This window comes from Pseudomonas sp. P867 (genome assembly GCF_019891455.1).
Lineage (GTDB): Bacteria > Pseudomonadota > Gammaproteobacteria > Pseudomonadales > Pseudomonadaceae > Aquipseudomonas > Aquipseudomonas synxantha_A.
Window position 1 is genome coordinate 165329 of record NZ_JAFLXB010000015.1, and the last position, 22236, is coordinate 187564.

Annotated in this window: 20 protein-coding genes and 1 pseudogene; 9 read left to right on the forward strand and 12 right to left on the reverse strand. The window is 60.4% G+C overall.

Annotated elements, in window-relative coordinates; genetic code table 11:
* The first annotated feature begins 10 nt into the window (after nucleotides 1-10).
* Nucleotides 11-319, forward strand: a complete 309-nt coding sequence (locus J1G33_RS23705; protein ID WP_103735010.1) for a DUF2834 domain-containing protein — start codon at nucleotides 11-13, stop codon at nucleotides 317-319.
* A 491-nt stretch (nucleotides 320-810) separates the two neighbouring features.
* On the opposite strand, the gene J1G33_RS23710 is transcribed toward J1G33_RS23705, so the two are convergent.
* Nucleotides 811-2022, reverse strand: a complete 1212-nt coding sequence (locus J1G33_RS23710; RefSeq protein ID WP_078821240.1) for an MFS transporter — start codon at nucleotides 2020-2022, stop codon at nucleotides 811-813.
* A gap of 96 nt (nucleotides 2023-2118) precedes the next feature.
* On the opposite strand from J1G33_RS23710, the gene J1G33_RS23715 reads away from it, so the two are divergent.
* Nucleotides 2119-2940, forward strand: coding sequence for a helix-turn-helix transcriptional regulator (locus J1G33_RS23715; protein WP_032880875.1), 822 nt, complete (start codon nucleotides 2119-2121; stop codon nucleotides 2938-2940).
* On the opposite strand, the gene J1G33_RS23720 is transcribed toward J1G33_RS23715, so the two are convergent.
* Nucleotides 2933-4120: an MFS transporter gene (locus J1G33_RS23720; protein WP_223018874.1), complete on the reverse strand. Its 1188-nt coding sequence runs from the start codon at nucleotides 4118-4120 to the stop codon at nucleotides 2933-2935. The two genes, J1G33_RS23715 and J1G33_RS23720, sit on opposite strands and share 8 nt — an antisense overlap.
* Nucleotides 4121-4289: 169 nt before the next feature.
* Here J1G33_RS23720 and J1G33_RS23725 point away from each other — a divergent pair, with 169 nt between their 5' ends.
* Nucleotides 4290-5210, forward strand: a complete 921-nt coding sequence (locus tag J1G33_RS23725; RefSeq protein WP_223018875.1) for an AraC family transcriptional regulator — start codon at nucleotides 4290-4292, stop codon at nucleotides 5208-5210.
* Here the strand turns inward: J1G33_RS23725 and J1G33_RS23730 are convergent.
* Both J1G33_RS23730 and proP read right to left on the reverse strand, forming a co-directional pair.
* Nucleotides 5188-5688, reverse strand: coding sequence for a GAF domain-containing protein (locus tag J1G33_RS23730; RefSeq protein WP_223018876.1), 501 nt, complete (start codon nucleotides 5686-5688; stop codon nucleotides 5188-5190). The two genes, J1G33_RS23725 and J1G33_RS23730, sit on opposite strands and share 23 nt — an antisense overlap.
* A 52-nt stretch (nucleotides 5689-5740) precedes the next feature.
* A complete protein-coding gene (proP, locus tag J1G33_RS23735) occupies nucleotides 5741-7243 on the reverse strand; it encodes a glycine betaine/L-proline transporter ProP (RefSeq protein WP_005787944.1) in 1503 nt (500 codons plus the stop codon).
* Between the two features lie 380 nt (nucleotides 7244-7623).
* On the opposite strand from proP, the gene J1G33_RS23740 reads away from it, so the two are divergent.
* Complete coding sequence (locus J1G33_RS23740; RefSeq protein WP_148853944.1) at nucleotides 7624-8154, forward strand: GNAT family N-acetyltransferase; 531 nt, start codon at nucleotides 7624-7626, stop codon at nucleotides 8152-8154.
* A 144-nt stretch (nucleotides 8155-8298) separates the two neighbouring features.
* Nucleotides 8299-9702: an MFS transporter gene (locus tag J1G33_RS23745; protein ID WP_223018877.1), complete on the forward strand. Its 1404-nt coding sequence runs from the start codon at nucleotides 8299-8301 to the stop codon at nucleotides 9700-9702.
* On the opposite strand, the pseudogene J1G33_RS23750 reads toward J1G33_RS23745, so the two are convergent.
* Together J1G33_RS23750 and J1G33_RS23755 are read right to left on the reverse strand one after the other, a co-directional pair.
* Nucleotides 9689-10598: pseudogene (locus J1G33_RS23750) on the reverse strand (alpha/beta hydrolase). The gene J1G33_RS23745 and the pseudogene J1G33_RS23750 overlap by 14 nt on opposite strands.
* The gene (locus J1G33_RS23755) at nucleotides 10595-11578 is read right to left on the reverse strand and encodes a DMT family transporter (RefSeq protein ID WP_223018878.1); all 984 of its coding nucleotides are present in this window, start codon (nucleotides 11576-11578) and stop codon (nucleotides 10595-10597) included. The pseudogene J1G33_RS23750 and the gene J1G33_RS23755 overlap by 4 nt, the downstream one beginning before the upstream one ends.
* 92 nt (nucleotides 11579-11670) lie before the next feature.
* Between J1G33_RS23755 and J1G33_RS23760 the strand changes: the two genes are divergently transcribed.
* Nucleotides 11671-12579 carry a LysR substrate-binding domain-containing protein gene (locus J1G33_RS23760; protein ID WP_223018879.1) on the forward strand — a complete coding sequence of 303 codons (909 nt, stop codon included), beginning with the start codon at nucleotides 11671-11673 and terminating at the stop codon, nucleotides 12577-12579.
* Between the two features lie 30 nt (nucleotides 12580-12609).
* Here J1G33_RS23760 and J1G33_RS23765 read toward each other — a convergent pair whose 3' ends face one another.
* Together J1G33_RS23765 and J1G33_RS23770 are read right to left on the reverse strand one after the other, a co-directional pair.
* Entirely contained in the window at nucleotides 12610-13902 is a 1293-nt protein-coding gene (locus J1G33_RS23765) for a sorbosone dehydrogenase family protein (RefSeq protein WP_223018880.1), read from the reverse strand.
* Nucleotides 13899-14324, reverse strand: coding sequence for a DUF2231 domain-containing protein (locus J1G33_RS23770; protein WP_223018881.1), 426 nt, complete (start codon nucleotides 14322-14324; stop codon nucleotides 13899-13901). The genes J1G33_RS23765 and J1G33_RS23770 overlap by 4 nt, the downstream gene beginning before the upstream one ends.
* A gap of 188 nt (nucleotides 14325-14512) precedes the next feature.
* Here J1G33_RS23770 and J1G33_RS23775 point away from each other — a divergent pair, with 188 nt between their 5' ends.
* Both J1G33_RS23775 and J1G33_RS23780 read left to right on the forward strand, forming a co-directional pair.
* On the forward strand, nucleotides 14513-14761 hold the full coding sequence (locus J1G33_RS23775; protein ID WP_223018882.1) for an ATP-binding protein: 249 nt from the start codon (nucleotides 14513-14515) through the stop codon (nucleotides 14759-14761).
* Nucleotides 14758-15555, forward strand: a complete 798-nt coding sequence (locus J1G33_RS23780; RefSeq protein WP_223018883.1) for a nucleotidyltransferase domain-containing protein — start codon at nucleotides 14758-14760, stop codon at nucleotides 15553-15555. The genes J1G33_RS23775 and J1G33_RS23780 overlap by 4 nt, the downstream gene beginning before the upstream one ends.
* A gap of 14 nt (nucleotides 15556-15569) precedes the next feature.
* Here the strand turns inward: J1G33_RS23780 and J1G33_RS23785 are convergent, their stop codons facing one another.
* Nucleotides 15570-16622 carry an FAD-binding oxidoreductase gene (locus tag J1G33_RS23785; RefSeq protein WP_223018884.1) on the reverse strand — a complete coding sequence of 351 codons (1053 nt, stop codon included), beginning with the start codon at nucleotides 16620-16622 and terminating at the stop codon, nucleotides 15570-15572.
* A gap of 14 nt (nucleotides 16623-16636) precedes the next feature.
* A complete protein-coding gene (locus tag J1G33_RS23790) occupies nucleotides 16637-17197 on the reverse strand; it encodes a cysteine hydrolase family protein (protein ID WP_103735020.1) in 561 nt (186 codons plus the stop codon).
* A gap of 179 nt (nucleotides 17198-17376) precedes the next feature.
* Here J1G33_RS23790 and J1G33_RS23795 point away from each other — a divergent pair, with 179 nt between their 5' ends.
* Nucleotides 17377-19575, forward strand: coding sequence for an OsmC domain/YcaO domain-containing protein (locus J1G33_RS23795; protein ID WP_032880895.1), 2199 nt, complete (start codon nucleotides 17377-17379; stop codon nucleotides 19573-19575).
* Between the two features lie 126 nt (nucleotides 19576-19701).
* On the opposite strand, the gene J1G33_RS23800 is transcribed toward J1G33_RS23795, so the two are convergent.
* Nucleotides 19702-20868: a cystathionine gamma-synthase gene (locus tag J1G33_RS23800; RefSeq protein ID WP_032880897.1), complete on the reverse strand. Its 1167-nt coding sequence runs from the start codon at nucleotides 20866-20868 to the stop codon at nucleotides 19702-19704.
* Nucleotides 20865-22236: cystathionine beta-synthase (locus J1G33_RS23805; RefSeq protein WP_223018885.1), on the reverse strand; the 1372-nt coding region annotated here is incomplete at its 5' end. The genes J1G33_RS23800 and J1G33_RS23805, both read right to left, overlap by 4 nt.

The window sequence follows — 22236 nt, forward strand, 5'->3', positions numbered from 1 at the left end:
GGAAGAGACCATGCACAGACCCTATATTGCTCTGGTTGCCCTGCTGGGATTTACCCTCTACACGGCGGCGACGATGCTCACGGCCGAGCAATCACTGCTGGCATTTGGACGCGAGCTGATGTCGCGGCCTGATACCGCACAGGTGGTGATTGACCTGTATTTGATGGCGGTGCTGGCGTGTGTGTGGATGTACCGGGACGCGCGCGGACGAGGGCGCTCCGTGGCGTCGTTGATCCCGTATTTCCTGTTGACGGCGGTGTTCGTGTCGGTAGGGCCGCTGCTGTATATCGTCGTTAATGGGTTCTCGCGACGCACCTGACGGTAGATGCCAACGACAGTAACCACGATGCGAAGCGAGCCGCTCTTGATCTTGATCTGCTTTTGATCTGAGGCGCCCCGTCAAACCACGCTGGCCGTAATTCGACAGGGATTTGGGGGGTAAACCGGCAGGGATGCCGGTTTAGCCGCCCCGCGCCATGGATGGCGCGTGGCGGCGGCCCCCCAAATACCTGTCGGATTACGGGCACACCGAGCCTAAGCGAGGTGCCGAGTGGTGGGGCAAGAGCGTTTTGCTTAATTTTGCGCTTTTCAAAAGTGAGCCGCTGTAAGAGCGGGACCAATAGTGGCCGTTACCCAAATAACGGATATGTACTCGGTCTGACCCAGCATCCTGATCGGCCCTGAGGCCGCCATCGGGAGCAAGCCCCCTCCCACAGTTTCGGCGTCGCACCAAAGTTGTGAAGATACCTATGCTTACCGGGCGCAAGTCCCTCCCACAGTTTGATCAGGTAAATACTCACCTGCCTTCGTTCAAACGCCTTTGGTCGAAGGCAGCAGTACCGTCAAGATGCCCACCAACGGCAAGAACGAGCACAGTTTGTAGACGTATTCGATCCCGTGGTTATCGGCAAGCAACCCCAGCAACGCCGCGCCAATCCCGCTGAAACCGAACATCAGGCCGAAGAATATCCCAGCGATCATGCCCACGTTGCCCGGCACCAGTTCCTGGGCAAACACCACAATGGCCGAGAACGCCGAGGCGATGATGAAACCGATGACCACGCTGAGTACGGCGGTCCAGAACAGGTCGACGTAGGGCAGGGCGAGGGTGAACGGCGCGGCGCCGAGGATCGAGAACCAGATGACTTTCTTGCGGCCGATCTTGTCGCCGATCGGGCCCCCGGCGAAGGTGCCGACCGCCACCGCGCCAAGGAACAGGAACAGGTACATCTGCGAGCTGGCCACCGACAGCTGGAATTTTTCAATCAAGTAGAAGGTGAAGTAGCTGGTCAGGCTGGTCATGTACCAATACTTGGAGAACACCAGCACGGCCAGAACCACCAGGGCGAAAGTCACGCGGCCTTTGGACAAGCCATGGGTCGCCTGGCTGCCCTGTTTGAGCTTGAACAGATTGAGATGGTGACGGTACCAGCGGCTCAAGCCATACAGCACCAGGATCGCGAACACCGCAAACAGGCCGAACCAGGCGATATGGGTCTGGCCGTAGGGAATGATGATCGCTGCCGCCAGCAAAGGGCCGAACGCGCTGCCGGTGTTGCCGCCGACCTGGAAGGTCGACTGCGCCAGGCCATAGCGCCCACCGGACGCCAGGCGTGCGACCCGCGAGGTTTCCGGGTGGAAGGTCGACGAGCCGACACCCACCAGCCCCGCCGCGAGCAGAATCGCCGGGAAGTTGCCGACAAACGCCAGCATCAAAATACCGATCAAGGTGCACACCATGCCCGCCGGCAACAGCCAAGGCTTGGGGTGGCGGTCGGTGTGATAGCCGATCCACGGTTGCAGCAGGGAGGCGGTCAACTGGAAGGTCAGGGTGATCAGGCCGACCTGGGTGAAGCTCAGGCCGTAGTTGGCCTTGAGCATCGGGTAGATCGACGGCAGCACGGCCTGGATCAGGTCATTGATCATATGCGCCAGGGCGCAGGCGCCGAGGACGCGCATGACCAGAGGGCTTACCTGGGGTGTCGTGGTGGCAGCGGCGGGTGTCGCGGTGAGGCTCGACATGCGGGCATTCCATACAAGGCAGCGAACAGGGGCAGACAGTACTTTAGCTGGCAGCCATTTCTAATTGTTTCGAAAGCTATGCTAAATTCGAAGAAAATGCCTGTCTCGCGAAATTCGGGCATAAACCATCGCAAAAAGGGCGAAACAATCAAATCCCTAGACAAATTTCTCCAAGAGATCGATGAAGGCGATTGGGCCGTCATCAGCTCGGCCACCGATTATCCGGAAAACTGGGTGATCCCGGAACACAGCCACAACAAGCATCAACTGCTCTATGCCATTGGCGGGGTGATGGTGGTGTATTCGGCGCTGAATCAATGGACGGTGCCACCCAACCGTGGCTTCTGGATGCCGTGCGGGCAAGTCCATTCGCTACGATGCGTGGGCACGTTGAAGATGCGCAGCGTGTTCGTGCGCCCGGACAGCTTCCCGAACCTGCCAGCCGAGCCGAAGACGGTGACGGTTTCGCCGCTGTTGAGTGAACTGATCAAGGCCTCGGTGAGCCTGAAGCCGCCGTATGCCGAGGACTCACGCGATACCAGGATCATGCACCTGATCCTCGACGAACTGGCGATCCTGCCGGACTTGCCGTTGTCCCTGCCGCAGCCTGCCGACCCGCGCCTCAGCCAGATTTGCCTGGCGTTGCAGGACGAACCGGGGGATGCCTCCACCGTCGCGGATTGGAGCGCGCGCCTGGGGCTGGATCAAACCACCATTCAGCGCCTGTTTCGCAAGGAAACCGGCATGACCTTCGGCCAATGGCGCCAGCAGGCGCGGCTGCTGCTGGCGCTGGAGCGCATTGCGGTAGGGCAGAAGATTATCGACGTGGCATTTGAACTGGGTTACGAAAGCCCCAGCGCCTTTACCAGCATGTTCAAGAAACAGTTTGGCAAGACGCCGAGTCATTTTTTCAGGTAGCACCGCTGATAACACGAGCTTGCACAGCGCGGCGTGACGCCAGGCAGGCGAGCAGGGTGGCGACTACCAGCAAGCCGGCACTGAGTTCAAAGGTGGCCTGGTAGCCGCTCAGGTCGAACGCCACGCCGCCGACGGTGGCGCCGGCAGCAATCGCCAATTGGATGATAGCCACCATCAATCCGCCGCCGGCTTCGGCGTCATCGGGCAGGGTTTGCGCCAGCCACGTCCACCAGCCTACAGGTGCGGCGGTTGCCACCAGGCCCCAACTGCCGAGCAATAGCGTGGTTATGATCGTTGAATGGCCCCATTCCACCAGCGCAAGTGCGAGGCCTGCCATGATCAGCGGGATGGCAATCAGTGTCGGGTACAGGTTGTGCTTGAGGAAACGTTCAATCAAAAACGTACCGGCCAGGCCTGCCAGGCCAAGCACCAACAGCATCAACGACAGCGTAGACACCTCAACCCGCGTGACGCTTTCCAGAAACGGGCGCAGGTAGGTGAACAACATGAACTGGCCCATGAAGAACACGCTGACGGCGAACATGCCCAAGGCCACCTTGGGGTTTTTCATCAGGCGCAAGGCATTGGCGGTTTTCGCCTCACCCTGGTTTTTCAGCGCGGGCAGGCTGGCGAGCAGCCATACCAGTGCAACCACCGCGACCGGCACCACGCAGAAGAACGCACCGCGCCAGCCGATGATCCCGCCGAGAAAGCTGCCCAGCGGCGCGGCGATCACCGTTGCCAGCGCGTTGCCGCCGTTGACGATGGCAAGGGCCCGCGGTATCTGCGCTTGCGGCACCAGGCGCATCGCCGTGGCCGCCGACAATGACCAGAAGCCACCAATCGCCACGCCAATCAAGGCTCGGCCGAGCATGAACACCAGGTAATTGGGCGCGAACGCTACCACGGTGCCGGAGATAATCATCAGCAGCGTCAACGCCATCAACAGGCGCTTGCGGTCCACCCGCGTAGCGATCGAGGCGATCACCAGGCTGGTGAGCAGGGCAAACACCCCGGATACGGAAATGCCCTGGCCAGCCTGGCCTTCGGTGATGTGCAGGTCGGCGGCCAACGGTGTCAGCAGGCTGACGGGCATGAATTCGGAGGCGACCAGGGCGAACGCGGCGAGCGACATCGCCAGCACTGCGCCCCAACTGCTTTTGGTAGGTGTATCAGACATGGCGTAAACCCGTTAATGCGTCAATGGCCTGCGCATTTTCCGGATCAAACCCCAGGTTCCATAGTTCGATTCGCCAGATTACTTGCCTGATCCTCTGAGTCTCGCGGTATACCTGGGACTCGCGAGGCGTGCGGGAGTAAAGTTGCGCAAAGAGGCAAACGAGTCCGCTATGAGCATCCACCCTGCGTCCCTGCAAACCCTCGCGCACTCCATCGAGTCGCGCACCCCGTCGCCCGGCGATTACCCCATGCCGATTCCCGGGCTGGGGTTTTATCGGCGTGAGCAACCCGCTGCGCCTGTGGTGTGCATGGTCGAACCGTGCATCGTGCTGGTGGTGCAGGGCCAGAAGCAATTGTGGGCCGGTGGTGAGGGTTACCCCTACGACAGCTCGCGCTTTCTGGTGACGTCGCTGGACATTCCGGCCAACTCGGAGGTGCTGGTCGCCAGCCCCGAGCAACCCTGCCTGGGGCTGACGTTCAAACTGGACTTGCGCATGTTGGCCGAGTTGATTGCCCAAGGTGATCTGCCGCCAACCCGAGAGCGTGCGGTGCTGAAAGGCGTGGGTATCGGTACGGTCACCGACGGTATGCTCAGCGCATTCGCTCGTCTGGTCGCGTTGCTTGAGGAGCCTGAAGCCATTCCGGTGCTCGCCCCGTTGATCCAGCGTGAGATTCATTACCGCCTATTGAAAAGCGACCAGGCTGGCCGCCTGCGCCAGATCTGTTCGGTGGACGGGCAGGGTTATCGGATTGCCAAGGCTATCGATTGGTTGAAATTGAATTTCGATGCGGCGCTACGCGTGGAAGAATTGGCAGCGCGGGTGCAAATGAGCGCGGCGACCTTCCACCATCACTTCCGGCAACTGACGGCGATGAGCCCGCTGCAGTACCAGAAATGGCTGCGCTTGAATGAGGCGCGGCGCTTGATGTTGAACGAGCACCAGGACGTGTCCAGCGCAGCGTTCAAAGTGGGCTATGAGAGCCCGTCGCAGTTCAGTCGTGAGTACAGTCGCTTGTTTGGCGTGCCACCCAAGCGCGACATGGTCGCGCTGCGGGGCAGGGCGGGGGTTACGGATCCGGGGCCAGGTTAGCGTAGAAAATGCAGCCGATCAGCCGCGCAAACAGGCTCAGGGTTTCGGACAGGTTGGGGTCATCGAACAGCATTGCCCGTGAGTCCAGCGCGCACAGCGCGCCGAACAGGCGCCCATCGGGTAAAAAGATCGGTGCACCGGCATAGCTTTCGATGGCGTATTGCTTGACCACCGGGCGCGAGGCAAAGCGGCCGTTATGGCTGATCTGCGGGATGAACAGGGCTTGAGGGTCGATGCAGAACTCACTGCACAGGGTAGTTTCGAGGTCGAGTACGTCGTCGACATTGATGCCCATTTGCAGAGGGTCGTAGGCCGAACACACCACCCATTCCAGGTCGGTGAATTTGGCAATGCCGGCAAATCTCATCCCGGTCAGGCGCGTGACCAGCTTGAGGATGTTGGTAGTCGCTTCGATTTCTGCAATAGCGGCGCGTTCGTCTGCGCTGAGTAACGATTGTGCGGTGACGCTTGAAACCATGCTGGGCACTCCAGTGGCGTGGTCGCTTGGCGCGACCACGCACAGTCAGGTCTTAGTTAATCCGTGGATGCTGCTGCACCAGGTTTTCACGCTTGGCTTGCAGCGCGGCAATCTCGGCGTCGATGTCTTCGATCTTCTGCTCGATGTTGTCGTGATGCTCCTGCAGCAGTTCTTTGGCTTCTTCCATGTCGGATGCCGCAGGCGCCGCGCCGCGCAGTGGCTTGTTGGCGGTTTCCTTCATGGTCAGGCCCGTGACCAGGCCGACCACGGCGAACACCATCAGGTAATAGGCGGGCATGTACAGGTCGTTGGTGCTTTCCACCAGCCAGGCGACGACGGTTGGCGTGACGCCGGCGATCAGCACCGAGACGTTGAATGCACTGGCCAGGGCGCTGTAGCGCAAGTGCGTTGGAAACATTGCTGGCAAGGTCGAGGCCATCACGCCGATAAAGAAGTTCAGCACGATCGCCAGGATCAGCAGGCCGCTGAAGATCAAGCCGGTCTTGCCGCTGGTGATCAGCATGAACGCCGGGATCGACAGAAACAGCAGGCCGATGCTGCCGGCGATGATGAACGGCTTGCGGCCGATCTTGTCGCTGACAAAGCCAATGAATGGCTGCACGAACAACATGCCGACCATGATCGCGATGATGATCAACACGCCGCTGTTTTCGGCGTAGTGCAAGTTATGCGACAGGTAGCTGGGCATGTACGTGAGCAACATGTAGTAGGTCACGTTGGTGGCCGCGACAATACCGATGCAGGTCAACAGGCTGCGCCAGTGTTTGGTGGCGATTTCCTTGAACGAGACTTTAGGGCCATGGCTCAGGCCTTCGCGGTCGCCCTGTTCAAGCTTGTCGACGTGCTGCTGGAACGCTGGGGTCTCTTCCAGTGCGTGGCGCAGGTACAGGCCGATGATGCCCAGGGGCAGGGCAAGGAAGAACGGCAGGCGCCAGCCCCAGGATTCGAATTCCGCTTCGCCGAGCACGGTGGAGATCAGTACCACCACACCCGCGCCGAGGACGAAACCGGCAATCGAGCCAAAGTCCAGCCAACTGCCGAGGAAGCCGCGCTTGCGGTCCGGGGCGTATTCGGCCACGAAGATTGACGCACCGGTGTATTCGCCGCCTACCGAGAAGCCCTGGGCCATTTTGCACAGCAGCAGCAGGATTGGCGCCCAAATGCCAATGGAGGCATAGCCGGGGATCAAGCCGATGGCGAAGGTGCTCAGGGACATGATCACGATGGTGGCAGCGAGGACTTTTTGCCGTCCGTACTTATCTCCCAAGGCACCGAAGAACAGACCGCCCAGTGGGCGAATCAGGAAGGGCACCGAGAAGGTACCCAATGCGGCGATCATTTGTACGCTGGGGGACGCATCGGGGAAGAACACCTTGCCCAGCACATAGGCGACAAAGCCATACACGCCGAAGTCGAACCATTCCATGGCATTGCCAAGGGCGGCGGCGGTGATCGCCTTGCGCATCTTGTTGTCGTCGACAATGGTGATGTCTTTCAAGCCGATGGGTTTGACGCGTTTTTTCCGTAGTTTCATGCGGGCCACTCTAAAGCTGAACGGGGAGGTGCCATCGCTACGATGGCACCGCTCTGTCAGTTCAGATACAAGTGGACACGAAAAAATTCACCGCATCGGGTGTTTTTTCTCGCATTAGCGAAAATATCGTGTGAGTGCCCTCGCGGCGGCGTGCAAATCCACGCCTCAACCAAATTTAAATGTGGGAGGGGGCTTGCCCCGATAGCAGTGCTGCCAGACGCTTATTATTAACTGACTCACCGCCATCGGGGGCAGGCCCTCTCCCACATTGGGTCGTCGCTGCTTTGAGCATTTCGTTCGCTTAACTGACTGCGGCGACGATAGCGATATTGGCTAAACTCCGCTCGCAGGCTCATGCCGCAAATGGAGACGTCATTTGTATGCCAAACCGCTATTCACGCCTCATCTACCGCCAACCACGACTGGCCGATGTCCAGCGGTTGTTTGCGATCTTCGGTGATCCGCAGACCAATCTGTTCAACCCGGCCGGGCCCATGCCCGATCTTGCGACGGCTCAACGCTTGTTGGCTCACTGGATGGCGCAATGGGCCACTCACGGCTACGGCTGGTGGGCGATTGCCCGTAAAGAAGCGCCCGAACACATCATCGGGTTTGGCGGCATTGCACCGCTTAACTATCTGACCCAACGACGCATCAACCTCGGTTATCGCTTTGCCGTCGAAGCCTGGGGGCAGGGCTACGCCACCGAGGTGGGCCGTGACGCGTTGGAGCTGGCTTTTGTAACCTTGGGTTTGCCCGAGGTTTTCGGTCTGGTACGACCCGATCATGCTGCGTCGATCCGCGTACTGGAGAAGATTGGCATGCAGCCCTTCGGCCTGCTGGACGACGTACCTGGCCAGGCACCCAGCCTGGTGTTGCGGGTTTGTCATCCTACAACCGCTGGCGCCTGACATTTTTCATACGTACGTAATTCCTCGATAAACGGCGCTTGTTCAGATTGACACTGCGCAGGCGTCCCGATATAAAAGCCATAGTTGTACGACGACATATGACGTTACATGTGTCCTACCTAACAAAAATAAAAAAGTGATGCCATGAATCTGAACGAGCCCATCAGTGCCTATCGTGTCGGCCAGGCGGTCGGCAGCTATCGCTGGACGATCTGCGCGATGCTGTTTTTCGCGACCACGGTCAACTACCTCGACCGTCAGGTGCTGAGCCTGTTGGCGCCGCAACTCTCGACACAATTTGGCTGGAGCAACACCGATTACGCCAACATCGCCGCGGTGTTCCAGTTCGTCTACGCGATTGCCATGCTGTTTGCCGGGCGGTTTGTCGACAAGATCGGTACCAAGGCCGCGTATGTGGTGGCGATCGGCATCTGGTCTACTGGGGCGATCATGCATGCGTTTTCGGTGCCGATGGGCGAGGGCATTGCGGCGGTCAGCAGCGCTGTCGGCCTGGTGGTGATTCCGGTGTCGATTGCCGGGTTCATGCTGTCGCGTGCCGTGTTGGCGATCGGCGAAGCGGGTAATTTCCCTATCGCGATCAAGGCCACCGCTGAATATTTTCCCAAGAAAGAACGCTCACTGGCTACCGGCATCTTCAACTCCGGTGCCAACGTCGGCGCGATCCTGGCGCCGATCTGCGTGCCGTTGATCGCAGGCTGGTGGGGTTGGGAAGCGGCATTTATAGTCATTGGCATGTTGGGCTTTGTGTGGGTGGCAGTCTGGGCCGCCGTGTACGAAAAACCGGAACAGCAAAAACGACTGTCCGCTGAAGAACTGGCCTATATCCGCAGCGATCAGACCGTACAGCCTTTCACTCCGGAGCCTACGGGCGCCAACGCAAAGAAAGTCTCCTGGTTCAAACTGCTGACTTACCGCCAGACGTGGGCGTTCGCCTTTGGCAAGTTCATGACTGACGGTGTGTGGTGGTTTTTCCTGTTCTGGTTGCCCACCTACCTGTCGGCGCAGTACGGCATGAAAGGCGCGGATATCGTCATGCCGCTGGCGGTGCTGTACAGCATGACCATGGTCGGCAGCATCGGTGGCGGCTGGTTCCCGAGCTACTTCATGGCGCGCGGCGATGCACCCTATGACGGGCGTATGAAAGCCATGCTGGTGATTGCGCTGTTCCCGCTGGTGGTGTTGCTGGCACAGCCTCTGGGTTACCTGAGCTTCTGGGTACCGGTGCTGCTGATTGGCGTGGGCGCCTCGGCGCACCAGGCGTGGTCGTGCAATATCTTCACCACCGTGTCCGATATGTTCCCGCAGAAAACCGTGGCCTCGGTGGTCGGCATTGGTGGCATGGCCGGGGGCCTGGGCGGTGTGGTCATGACCAAGATCGGCGGTTGGGTGTTCGACTACTACAAGTCCATCAACGACATCCACACCGGCTACATGATCATGTTTGCCATCTGCGCCCTGGCTTACCTGGTGGCCTGGAGCGTGATGAAGGCATTGGTGCCCCGTCACAAGGAAATTACTGATCTTTAGGGGCCGCTTCAGGCAACCGTAGAAACGCCATCAGCGCGGCAACGATGGCTTCTGGTGCATCTTCTTGTACCAGATGCCCGGCGTGGGGGATACGCAGGTAGCGTGCCCCGGCCAATCTGCCAGCAAGTGCATCGCCTTGCGCCAGCGGGATCCACCGGTCTTCTTCACCCCACAGCAGCAGCACCGGGCAGCGGACGCTGGCGAGTTGATCTTCTATCGCATCGGTATAACGCTGATCCATTTGCACGATCTGTCGGTAAAAGGCGGCCTGGCCAATCTCGCCCGTCCATGGCGTGACATAAGCTTGCAATACCTCGGCAGGCAGCGACTTGAAAGCGGCGCCCTGAAGATAGGCACGCACGATCGCTTCATGGATGTATGCCGGCGCATCGCTGAAGGCCCGTTCATGTTGACGCACATGCTGAATCAGCGGCGAACCCCAGGGCGCCAGGGCAACGGGATCGATCAAGGTGAGGCTGGCGTAGTCGCAGCCATCCAGCAGATGCGTGCGCAGTGCCGTGGCACCGCCGAAATCATGGGCGAGTAGATGAGGACGTTCCAGGCCCCAATGTTCAAGCAGTATCATGGGCGAGTAGATGAGGACGTTCCAGGCCCCAATGTTCAAGCAGTGCGGCCAGCAAGGTGTTTTGCACGCCGAGGGAGACGTCCTGCCCCGGTGCCTTTTGCGACTGGCCGTAGCCGAGCAGGTCGTAATAGAACACTCGACAGTGCTGGGCGAACAATGGCGCAATGCGTCGCCACACATGGGCAGAGAAGGGCGTGCCATGCACCATCACCAAGGCCGGGCCCTGAGTGCCGAGTTGGCCCCAGCGCACCGCCTGCCCGTGAAAGTCGAAAGTTTCGCGCAGTGCCAAGGCATCACTCGCGTGGGTCATGATTGAATCTCCCCTAAAGCATCGTGGGTTGTGACGGTCTTTACGTCCGCCAAGATGATACGAACTGCCATTACTACGCCGATCAATACCGCGGCCAGGCCCGCTGTTTCCATGGGCGTTGGCCAGCGCTGGTGAAACCACAAGCCCAGCAGGCTGGCGAACAGTGATTCCAGGGCAATCAACTGGCCGCTCAATACCATGGGCAGGCGCCGCGTCGCGGCGTTCCAGGCCCAGGCGCCGACGACGGTGGACATCATGGCGATCACCAGGCTCCAGGCATACAGCGGCCATGCCTGGCTCCAGCCAGCGCCAAGGGTGGGCAACCGCAACACGCCCAACACGTATAGCCACGGGAGGATGATCAGCGCAGCGGCACCGGCCCCCACTAGCATCAGGGCGGTCCACACACCTGTCACCTTGGCCGGCAGGTGCGCCAGTTGCTGTTGGTTGATCACGCTGAACGCCATCCATAAGGCGACGGCGCCCAAAGAAAAAAACAGACCGGCCAACCAGGAGCCGCCGCCCGAAGAGGGCTGGTGCAGACTGCTGATATTGACCAGTAACAGCCCCACCGAGAGACAGAGCAACGGCATAACCAGTTGACGCCACTGCAGGGTTTTATCGCTGGCGTTGCCTATCAGCGCCAGCAGCACCGGGACCATCCCGACAAACGCTGGCGTCAGCACCGGGCCACCGACGATCACGCCGCCTGCAATGCAAACGCCGTAGCCCAGGCAACCCAGTGCGCCCAGCAGTGCCGCGAGCAGGCACTGGCCATGGCTGAGCATCCGCAGTTGCGCTCGACACACAATCATCCAGACGATGCCCAGCCCGCCGGCTATCAGAAAGCGCACAGCCATCAGATCGTAGAGGCTGTATGCCCCGGTGACGTAGGGCGCAATGAAGTTCAGTGCCCAGCCAAGGGTGGCGACCACCGCGCATATCACGCCGGTAAAGACTGAAGCTTGGGAAGTGCTCATCAGGCTGATCCATGAAGTAATGGATCCATGGTGCCCAGCCGCACGGCTGTGCTACAAACGAGTTCTCGGCCCTTGATGCATTACCTCAGATTATGAATCTACTTGGCAAAACCTTACCGCCCCTCGCCAGCCTGTTGCCGTTTGAAGCCGCTGCGCGCCTGGAAAGTTTTTCCAAGGCGGCCGATGAGCTGCACATCACCCAGGCGGCTGTCAGCCGGCAGATTCGCGGGCTGGAAGATAACCTGGGGGTGAAACTCTTTAGTCGGCGCAACCGTGCGGTGTTCCTGACGCAAGAGGGGCGTGAATTGGGGCGGGTGGTCAGTGCCGCGTTGCAAAGCATCAGTGATGGCGCGGCTCAGCTGCGCACGGCGCCGCAACGCAATCGGGTGGTGCTGTTGTGCCAGTTGTGCGAGGCGTTTTATTGGTTGATGCCGCGCCTGTCGACCTTCCACCAGCAATACCCGCAGGTCGAGATCCAGGTGGTGACCTGTACGCGGCCCATCACGCAATTCGAGGGCCACTTCGATGTCGCCCTGCAAAGTACCCGGCGCGCCAGTGGTGCCCATACGCTGATGTTTACCGCTTCTGATGAAGTGTTTCCGGTGTGCAGTCCCGCCTACCTGTGCCCGCAGCAGCCGTTACCGCTCTCTGAGTTACAGCCTTGCACCTTTTTGCACCATAGCTCTGAACCTCCGCACTTGATGGAGTGGGATGAGTGGCTGCAGGTGTTCGGGCGGGTGTTGGCCAAAGATGCGCGCAGTGCCACCTTCGACAGTTACCCGCTGATGTTGCAGGCGGCGGTGGAAGGGCACGGTGTTGCGATGGGCTGGCGTCGCACCGCCAGCAGGCTGATTGACAGTGGGGCACTGGTGCGCCCCTGTGCTGAAAGCGTGTTTCTGCCGGAGGCTATTTCGGTGTACAGGCAGCATGGGGCAAGCAGTCGGGGGGAGGTGGCTGCGTTGCTGGCCTGGCTTGAAGCGCAATTGCACAAGGACGACTGACAGGGGCGTCGCCGCCCCTGTCACACCCGGTTATTTATTACGGGTGACGCGCCAAAGGGTATTGGCCAGGTCGTCGGCAATGATCAACGCACCTTTGGGGTCCACCGTCACGCCCACCGGGCGCCCACGGGTCTTGCCGTCGTCACCACGAAAGCCGGTGGCGAAGTCGATGGGCTCGCCCGCCGGCTTGCCATTGCTGAACGGCACAAAGATCACCTTGTAGCCCACCGGCGCGTCGCGGTTCCAACTGCCGTGCTCGCCGACGAACACACCCTCGGCGAATTTTTCACCCATGGCCGGGATGGAAAAGTCCACCCCCAGCGCGGCCACATGGGAACCCAGGCTGTAATCGGGCTTGATCGCCGAGGCTACTTTGGCTGGGTTCTGCGGTTGTGCGCGTGGGTCGACGTTCTGGCCCCAGTAGCTGTAGGGCCAACCGTAGAAGGCACCTTCGCGCACTGACGTCAGGTAGTCCGGCACCAGGTCGGGGCCGAGTTCATCGCGTTCGTTGACCACCGTCCACAGTTGCCCGGAGCCCGGTTGGATGGTCAGTGCCGTGGGGTTGCGTAGCCCGGTAGCGTAGGGTTTGTGCGCGCCAGTGACCGCGTCGATCTGCCAGACCATGGCGCGGTCAATCTCAACTTCCATGCCGCGCTCGGTGATGTTGCTGTTGGAGCCGATGCCCACATACAGCTGGCGCCCGTCATCACTGACCGCCAAGGACTTGGTCCAGTGGTGATTGATCTGCGCCGGCAGGTCGGTGACTTTGACCGGCGGCGCACTGGCCTTGGTCTGGCCGTCGGCGTAATCGAAACGCACCAGCGCGTCCTGGTTGGCCACATAGAGTTTGCCGTCGGCGTATGCCAGGCCATAGGGGGCGTTGAGGTTGTCGGCGAACACGGTCTTGAGTTCATAGGTGCCGTCGCCGTCGGCATCGCGCAGCAGGGTAATGCGGTTGCCGCCTTTGACCTTGGTGTTGCCCTGAGCCTTGATCACGCTGGCAATCACGTCCTTGGGCTTGAGCTTGGCCGCACTGCCGCCACGGCCTTCGGCTACGAGGATGTCGCCGTTGGGCAACACCAGAGTTTGGCGGGGGATTGCCAGGTCGGTGGCGATGGCGGTCACGCTGTAGCCTTCGGGCACCTTGGGCTTTTGTTCGCCCCAAGGCGTGGGCTCGGCGATCTTCATGCTCGGCAGCAGGCTGCTTTGTTGTTCGGTCAGCTTGGGATCGGGGCCGCGGGCCTGGGTCTTGTCACCTTCGCCGCCACAGGCACTCAGCAACAGGGCAGCACTGAGCACGGTCAATGTGTTGAGTGGTTTCATCGGGTAGCTCCTGAGCGCAGGTTGGTCAAGCCGATCCAGGTGGCGATGATCGCCAGGGCGGTGACAATCGCCGACAGCACCAGGCCGGTGGGCATCATGGCGTACGCGTCCTTGGCGTGTTGGAAGGCATTGATCAGCCCGAGTACCCAAGTAGCCAGCAACAGCAGGAAATAGGCCACGGGGCGCCCGCCCTTGTGTTCGGCACGCACCAGGTTGACCAGCGCAAACAACAGGGCAAAACCACAGAACACCAGCGCCCCGGCGATCAGCCAGGAGGCGAAGTTGGCCCATTGGATCTGGTAACTCTGGCCGTAGGCAATATCACTGAGCAAGGCGCCGAGAAACAACGGCACGGTGCCGGCCAGTAAGGTCCCATGCAGCGGGCCAGGTCTGACGACGGGGTAGGTGGGTAGGGTAGTCATGTCGGTGGCGGCTCCTTATCGTTCTGCACCCTGGACTCAGGGCGCGCTGACTTCGCATAGGAAAGGAGCCTGTCATTTGTCAGAAAGTTCATTGAGAGGTGGAGATGTTTCCTGGCAGATGTACCTGGATGTGTTTACGACGCCAGCTCCATGACTCATCCTGCTTGGCCCCAACAAGGAATCGTTTTATGCCAACTCTGCATCTGTTGTGCGGCAAGATCGCCTCCGGCGAGTCCACGCTCGCCAAAACCCTGGCTGCCGAGCACGCGGCCATTGTGCTCAGCGAAGACCACTGCTGCCGCGCCCGCCTGCATGAGCGTAACGTCCGGGGTGAGCATGACTTTGCCGCGACCGACGCCGAGTTCGACCTGATCACTCGCCACTTCTGCGTGCCGAGTGAAGAAGAAGGGCTGGTGATCAAGGTGCATCGGCCATGAGCACCCAACAACCTGCGGGTATCGATGCCGACGGCTTTATCCTCACCGTCGCCGATGCGCCTATACAACCCGAATTCAAGCCCGTGCTGGTGGATATCTGCGCCACCCTGTCCCAGCCCGCGTTGGGGCTGCACGGGATTTACCTGTATGGCAGCGTCGCACGGGGCCAGGCCGAGGTCGGGATTTGCGACTTGGATCTCACGCTGATACTGATCGAACCACCGGATGCGCCCGTGCTTGAGCAATTGGAGGCGGCTCGAATCGCCTTGGAGCAACGGCATCGGCAAGTCACCAAGATCGATTTCGACATCGGTCATTGCGCTCAAGTGTTGGCGCCCGAAAACCGAAACAGTTGGGGCTTCTGGCTCAAACATCATTGCCGTTGTGTCTGGGGCGAAGACCTGTCACAGCACTTCGAAGCGTTTCGCCCGTCCCGGGCTATCGCCTTGGCGGTCAATGGTGATTTCGAGCAGGCGCTCACCGGCTACCTGGTGCGCATCGAACAGGCCAGCACTGAACACATACGCCATCGCTTGCAGCGGGAAGCTTCGCGGGCCTTGATCCGCGCCACCCATACCCTGCGCCCGAAAGAAGCACGGATGTGGCCGCATACGCTGGAAGAATACGTCGCGCTATTCGTTGAGCATTACCCCTCGATGCGCGTACACATTGCCTATTTCCTGTTTGAAGCACGCAACCCAAGCGCCGAGTGCGAGACGTTCAGCACGCGATTGCGCGCATTTTTAAGTTGGATGGTTTCAGCGGCTGGAGACAGGAATCAATCGAATGCGTGAGCGCCCGCAATCGTCTAACTCTTTTCAGGATTGAAAAAGCGCTCGGGTCGGCAAGGCGCCAGGGCAGGGGACGTTATGCTCTCCATGATCTCTTCACTGACCAACTGCCCCACGATGGCCGCAAGTGTCACGCCTGGATGCATCACGCAGACATACACACCGTTGGCACTCGGCAACTCGCCAATGATCGGCAGGCCATCGACGGGGATGGGCCTGAGCCCGACGCACGCCAGTTGTGGCTGGATGGAAGTGACGCCCTCAAGCTCACCGGCAATGGCCAGGGCGGTGCGGCGGGCGATGGCGGCGGGCTGATGTTCCGGGGCGTTGCCAAGGTAGTCTTCGGCTGCCAGCCAAATACCCTCTGCACTTTCGCGTACTTCCATTTCAGGGTTGGAAATGAGCGTGTGCACAATCCCGGGCGGGGCGCTGTAGCGGATGAAAATCGCTGGCGAGGCGTCTATCGGCAAGGGCAAACCCAGCAGGCTTGTCAGTGCTGCCGTGCCCGTTCCGGCTGCGAGCACCACCCTGTCGGCATGGATGACGCCCCGGCGGGTTTCAACGCCGGTGACCTGCGAACCCTGCCTGCTGAAGCCCAGCACTGGGTTGTGTGTCAGCAGCCTGGCACCGAGGGCCTGGGCGGCGGCTATTAACGCATGGGTGGTTTGTACAGCGTCCAGTGCGCCTTCCTCGGCTTCGAACTGAGCGTATTCAGGCGGGTTTTTCAACTGCGGCTCAAGTGCCTGGATACGCTCACGAGTGATCCGTGAGTTCGCCCTGGGTTGAATGTTTGGGCCGTAACACAGGGCGCCCGTCCAGCGTATCTTCACGTCGGGCAACTCATGTTCCAGGCGGTGATACGCGTCAATCGCAGCACTGCGCAATGAGGCGATGGGGTCGGGTGCGTCGCAGGTAGTGTTTATCCAGGCAAACGAAGTAGCCGTGACCCCGCAAGCAACGTCACCGGCATCGACCACCGTCACCTTCGCACCCTTGCCGGCCAGGTGATAGGCCAGTGAAGCCCCGACGATACCGGCGCCAATGACCACAATGCGCTTGCCCTGATTCATGTCCGCTCTCTCTGTTAACAATGGGTGAGGATTTCACCGCTTTGGAGCACCCTGGCATAGTCCATCGCGAGGTTACTGAGCGATAACGCGTGCACGTCTTCGGCGAGCCACAGGCGTCCCGACAAGTCGGTTTGATCGAAAGTAAAACAGGCATCCGCCGCCACGATTACGTCGAACCCCAAGTTGCCCCCAGAGCGTGCGGTGGCCTCCACTGAGTTATTAGTGATGACGCCTACGATCACCAGTTGTTTGATCGAGCGCATGTGCAGCCAGCGTTCCAGGCCCGTGGCGATGAAGGCATCCGGTACATTTTTTTCCACCACATGCTCGTGACCCAGGGGTTGCAGCGTGTCTTGGAATTCACAGCCTGGTTGGCCTGGCCAGAACACCGAGCCGGGAGAGCGGGAGATATGCCGCACATGGACGATCGGGCGTTGCGCCTGTCGCCAGGCATTGAGCAACTGTTGTATGCGCAGTTCGGCGTCTGGGTTGTTGCGGCGGCCCAGGGCGGGATCGGCCATGCCTCTCTGCATATCAATGATCACCAGTGCAGCGTTCGTCGCTATCGGTTCCATGGCCTGTCCTTGTAGGGATGAGTATCGCGATTCAAGTGTGGGAGCGGGCTTGCTCGCTCCTACAGGTCGGTTGGACGTTACCACCGATCGGCAACCCACACGCAAAACCCTGAGACTTCCCGGCGAAACGCTTCATAATGGCCGCCAATTTGTTTAGCTCGTTATTCTGGTGTGCCCGCATGGAAATTAAGGTCAACTTTCTCGACAACCTTCGGCTTGAAGCCAAGTTCGATGACTTCACGGTCATTGCCGACCAGCCCATCCGCTACAAGGGCGATGGGTCGGCACCGGGGCCATTCGATTACTTCCTGGCTTCGTCGGCGTTGTGTGCGGCGTACTTTGTGAAGTTGTACTGCCAGACGCGCAATATTCCCACGGAGAATATTCGCCTGTCGCAGAACAACATCGTCGACCCGGAAAACCGCTACAACCAGATTTTCAAGATCCAGGTCGAGCTGCCGGCGGACATCTCGGACAAGGACCGCCAGGGCATCCTGCGTTCCATCGACCGTTGCACCGTGAAGAAAGTGGTGCAGGCCGGGCCGGAGTTCGTGATTGAGCAGGTGGAAAATCTCGACGCCGACGCCCAGGCGTTGTTGATGCCCAATTCCACGTCCGAGGCGGGCACCTACATTGCTGGCAAGGACCTACCGCTGGAGCAGACCATCGCCAACATGTCCGGCATCCTCGCCGGGCTGGGCATGAAGATCGAGATCGCCTCGTGGCGCAATATCGTGCCCAATGTCTGGTCGCTGCATGTGCGCGATGCGCATTCGCCGATGTGCTTTACCAACGGCAAGGGCGCGACGAAGGAGGGCGCACTGGCGTCGGCGCTGGGCGAGTTTATCGAGCGGCTCAACTGCAATTTCTTCTACAACGACCAGTTCTGGGGCGAAGAGCTGGCCAATGCGCCGTTCGTGCATTATCCGGATGAGCGCTGGTTTCAGCCGGGCCCGGACGATGAGCTACCGAGTGAAATCCTCGATGCCTACTGCCTGAAGATCTACAACCGCGAGGGCGAGTTGCGCGGTTCGCACCTGTTCGACACCAACTCGGGCAATGAAGCCCGAGGCATTGTCTCGCTGCCGTTCGTGCGCCAGTCCGATGGTGAAGTGGTGTATTTCCCGTCCAACCTGATCGAAAACCTCTACCTGAGCAACGGCATGAGTGCCGGCAACACCCTGGCCGAAGCTCAGGTGCAGTGCCTGTCGGAGATTTTCGAGCGGGCGGTGAAGCGCGAAATCATCGAAGGCGAATTCGCCCTGCCGGATGTACCTGCCGAGGTGTTGGCCAAATACCCTGGCATCCTCGCCGGTATTGAGGGGCTGGAGGCCCAGGGTTTCCCGGTGCTGGTCAAGGATGCATCCCTGGGCGGTGAATTTCCGGTGATGTGCGTGACCTTGATGAACCCGCGCACCGGTGGCGTGTTTGCCTCCTTTGGCGCGCACCCGAGCCTGGAAGTGGCACTGGAGCGCAGCCTCACCGAGCTGCTGCAAGGCCGCAGCTTCGAAGGTTTGAACGACCTGCCGCAGCCGACCTTCGAAGGCCAGGCGGTGACCGAGCCGAACAATTTCGTCGAGCACTTTATCGACTCCAGCGGCGTAGTGTCGTGGCGCTTCTTCAGCGCCCAGTCCGATTATGAATTCGTCGAGTGGGACTTCTCCGGCCACGGTGAAGACTCTAACGCCCAGGAAGCCGCGACGCTGTTCGGCATTCTTGAAGGCATGGGCAAGGAGTGCTACATGGCGGTGTACGAACACCTGGGCGCCACCGCCTGCCGCATCCTGGTGCCGGACTATTCGGAAATCTACCCGGTGGACGACCTGATCTGGGATAACACCAACAAGGCGCTGTTCTTTCGCGAAGACATCCTCAACCTGCATCGCCTCAACGAGGACGAGCTGCAAGCCTTGGTCGAACGCCTGATTGAAAGCGAGCTGGACGACTACACCGACATCACCACCCTGATCGGCATCGAGTTCGACGACAACACCGCGTGGGGCCAGTTGACCATCCTTGAGCTGAAGCTGCTGATATTCCTGGCCCTCAAGCAGTATGAAGAAGCCAAGGAATGCGTGGAGATGTTCCTGCAGTACAACGACAACACCGTCGAGCGCGGCCTGTTTTACCAGGCGATGAACGCGGTGCTGGAGATGGAGCTGGATGACGACCTGGAGCTGGCCGACTACGAGGCCAACTTCCGGCGCATGTTCGGCAATGAGCGCATGGACGCGGTGATTGGTTCGGTCGACGGCAGTGTTCGGTTCTACGGGTTGACGCCGACCAGCATGAAGCTCGAAGGGCTGGACCGGCATCTGCGCTTGATCGACAGCTACAAGAAGCTGCACAGTGCACGAGCCAACATCACCCAAGGCTGATTACGCAGTTGATTTAATGTGGGAGGGGGCTTGCTCCCGATAGCGGTGTATCAGTCAACAAATACAGTGACTGACACCCTGCTATCGGGAGCAAGCCCCCTCCCACATTTTGCTCGATATTTGACGTTAGATGTGTGCCAAGGCTTGGGCTAAATCCGCTCGCAAATCCTCCACATCCTCAACCCCCACCGACAACCGCACCAGCCCATCACCAATCCCCAACTGCGCCCGCGTGGCCGCCGGGATGCTCGCGTGCGTCATGATCGCGGGGTGTTCGATCAGGCTTTCCACACCACCCAGGCTCTCGGCCAGGGCGAAGATCCTGACGTTCTCCAGAAAGCGCCTGGCACCGGCCAGGTCACTGTTCAAATCCACCGAAATCATCCCGCCAAAACCGCGCATTTGCTGCTTGGCCAGCGCGTGCTGTGGATGGGATTTCAGGCCGGGGTAATACACTCGCGCCACTTGCGGTTGCTGTTCCAGCCAGGTGGCCAGCTCCAGGGCATTGCTGCAATGGCGCTCCATGCGCAGCGCCAGGGTTTTCACGCCGCGCAGGGTCAGGAACGCATCGAACGGCCCGGCAATGGCACCGACCGAGTTTTGCAGGAAGCCCAGGCGTTCGGCCAGGTCCGGATTGTCACCGACAATGGCGATACCGCCGATCACATCGGAATGCCCGTTCAGATACTTGGTAGTGGAGTGCACCACGATATCGAAACCCAGTTCCAGCGGCCGCTGGATCCACGGGCTGGCGAAGGTGTTGTCGGCCACGCAGATAATTCCGCGGGCACGGCAGATGCGTGCGACGGCGCGCAGGTCGGTGAGGCTCAGCAGCGGGTTGCTCGGGGTCTCGACCCAGACCATGCGCGTGTCGTCCTGCAACGACGCTTCAAAGGCCGACAAGTCGCTCAGGTCGATATAGCTGAAACGGTGCCCAGCGCTGCGTTGGCGCACCTTGTCGAACAGCCGGAAGGTGCCGCCATACAGGTCATTGCCCGAAACGATATGCGCACCGGCATCGAGCAATTCGAGCACGGTGGAAATCGCCGCCAGCCCCGACGCAAATGCAAAGGCCTGGCTGCCGCCTTCAAGGTCGGCCACGCAGCGCTCCAGGGCAAAACGCGTGGGGTTGTGGGAGCGGCCGTAGTCGAAGCCCTTGTGCACACCGGGGCTGTCTTGCAGGTAAGTGGAGTTGGCGTAGATCGGCGGCATCAGCGCGCCCGTGGTCGGGTCGGGTGACTGCCCGGCGTGGATCACACGGGTGGCAAACGCGCTTTTATCGGGCTGACTCATGCAAGGGATCTCCGTAGGTGATTAAGCAGGTCGACGCGGGTGATCAGGCCATGGAAGCCCGAGGCGTCGGCAATAATGGCGACCAGGCCGCGATCCAGTTCTGCCTGCAGTTCGGCCAGGCTGGCGCTGGGGGGCAGGGTGTGCAAGGTGTCGGTCATGGCGCTGGCGACGGTCATGGAAAAGTCCGCCGCGTCATGGTGCAGGCCCAGCAGAATGTCCGATTCGTCGATCACGCCCGCCAATTGTTGGCCGTCTACCAGCACCGGCAGTTGCGACACATCCGCCAGGCGCATGCGTTGGAACGCAGTGAGCAGGGTGTCGTCGGGGCTCACGCTGATCACACGGCCGTCTTCGAAGCGGCGGGCGATCAGGTCGCGCAGGTCGCCGTAATGTTTGTACTGCAGCAGGCCGGCGTCGTTCATCCATTGGTCGTTGTAAACCTTCGATAAATAACGCGTGCCGGTGTCGCACACAAAGGTCACCACGCGCTTGGGCTCGGTTTGCTCGCGGCAGTAGCGCAGGGCAGCGGCGAGCAGGGTGCCGGTGGACGAGCCGCCGAGAATGCCTTCGGCCTTGAGCAATTGGCGGGCGTGATCGAAGCTCTCTTCATCGCTGATGGAGTAGGCGTGGCGCACGCTGGACAGATCGGCAATCGACGGGATGAAGTCTTCGCCGATGCCTTCCACGGCCCAGGAGCCAGGCGTTTCAAGTTGCCGGCTGCGGCTGTATTCGGCCATGACTGAACCCACCGGGTCGGCCAGTACCATCGTGAGATCGGGCTGCACACGCTTGAAAAAACGCGTCAAGCCGGTGAGGGTGCCGGCCGAGCCGACGCCGACCACAATCGCGTCGACGTCATGTTGGGTCTGCGCCCAGATCTCCGGCGCGGTGCTGGTTTCGTGGGCCAGTGGGTTGGCCGGGTTGTTGAACTGATCAGCAAAGAACGAGCCCGGAATATCCTTGGCCAGCCGTGCCGCCACGTCCTGGTAATACTCCGGGTGGCCCTTGCCCACATCGGAGCGGGTGATATGTACTTCAGCGCCCATGGCCTTCAGGTGCAGCACTTTCTCCGTGGACATCTTGTCGGGCACTACCAGCACCACCCGATACCCCTTGGCCCGGCCTACCAGCGCCAAGCCCAGGCCGGTATTGCCTGCGGTGGCTTCGATGATGGTACCCCCAGGACGCAAGCGCCCATCACGCTCGGCGGAGTCGATCATGGCCAAGCCGATGCGATCCTTGATGGAGCCGCCAGGGTTTTGCGATTCAAGCTTTAGAAACAGCGTGCAAGGGCCGGTATCGAAGCGGCTGACCTTGACCAGCGGCGTGTTACCGATCAGTTCAAGTACGGCAGGGCGGGATAGGGTG

Coding starts and splice junctions, on each gene's coding strand:
- J1G33_RS23745 (WP_223018877.1), top strand. CDS start 8,299: ATGAATCTGAACGAGCCCATCAGTGCCTATCGTGTCGGCCAGGCGGTC.
- J1G33_RS23765 (WP_223018880.1), bottom strand. CDS start 13,902: ATGAAACCACTCAACACATTGACCGTGCTCAGTGCTGCCCTGTTGCTG.
- J1G33_RS23715 (WP_032880875.1), top strand. CDS start 2,119: ATGCCTGTCTCGCGAAATTCGGGCATAAACCATCGCAAAAAGGGCGAA.
- proP (WP_005787944.1), bottom strand. CDS start 7,243: ATGAAACTACGGAAAAAACGCGTCAAACCCATCGGCTTGAAAGACATC.
- J1G33_RS23705 (WP_103735010.1), top strand. CDS start 11: ATGCACAGACCCTATATTGCTCTGGTTGCCCTGCTGGGATTTACCCTC.
- J1G33_RS23720 (WP_223018874.1), bottom strand. CDS start 4,120: ATGTCTGATACACCTACCAAAAGCAGTTGGGGCGCAGTGCTGGCGATG.
- J1G33_RS23785 (WP_223018884.1), bottom strand. CDS start 16,622: ATGAATCAGGGCAAGCGCATTGTGGTCATTGGCGCCGGTATCGTCGGG.
- J1G33_RS23710 (WP_078821240.1), bottom strand. CDS start 2,022: ATGTCGAGCCTCACCGCGACACCCGCCGCTGCCACCACGACACCCCAG.
- J1G33_RS23775 (WP_223018882.1), top strand. CDS start 14,513: ATGCCAACTCTGCATCTGTTGTGCGGCAAGATCGCCTCCGGCGAGTCC.
- J1G33_RS23790 (WP_103735020.1), bottom strand. CDS start 17,197: ATGGAACCGATAGCGACGAACGCTGCACTGGTGATCATTGATATGCAG.
- J1G33_RS23725 (WP_223018875.1), top strand. CDS start 4,290: ATGAGCATCCACCCTGCGTCCCTGCAAACCCTCGCGCACTCCATCGAG.
- J1G33_RS23800 (WP_032880897.1), bottom strand. CDS start 20,868: ATGAGTCAGCCCGATAAAAGCGCGTTTGCCACCCGTGTGATCCACGCC.
- J1G33_RS23755 (WP_223018878.1), bottom strand. CDS start 11,578: ATGAGCACTTCCCAAGCTTCAGTCTTTACCGGCGTGATATGCGCGGTG.
- J1G33_RS23730 (WP_223018876.1), bottom strand. CDS start 5,688: ATGGTTTCAAGCGTCACCGCACAATCGTTACTCAGCGCAGACGAACGC.
- J1G33_RS23770 (WP_223018881.1), bottom strand. CDS start 14,324: ATGACTACCCTACCCACCTACCCCGTCGTCAGACCTGGCCCGCTGCAT.
- J1G33_RS23795 (WP_032880895.1), top strand. CDS start 17,377: ATGGAAATTAAGGTCAACTTTCTCGACAACCTTCGGCTTGAAGCCAAG.
- J1G33_RS23740 (WP_148853944.1), top strand. CDS start 7,624: ATGCCAAACCGCTATTCACGCCTCATCTACCGCCAACCACGACTGGCC.
- J1G33_RS23760 (WP_223018879.1), top strand. CDS start 11,671: ATGAATCTACTTGGCAAAACCTTACCGCCCCTCGCCAGCCTGTTGCCG.
- J1G33_RS23780 (WP_223018883.1), top strand. CDS start 14,758: ATGAGCACCCAACAACCTGCGGGTATCGATGCCGACGGCTTTATCCTC.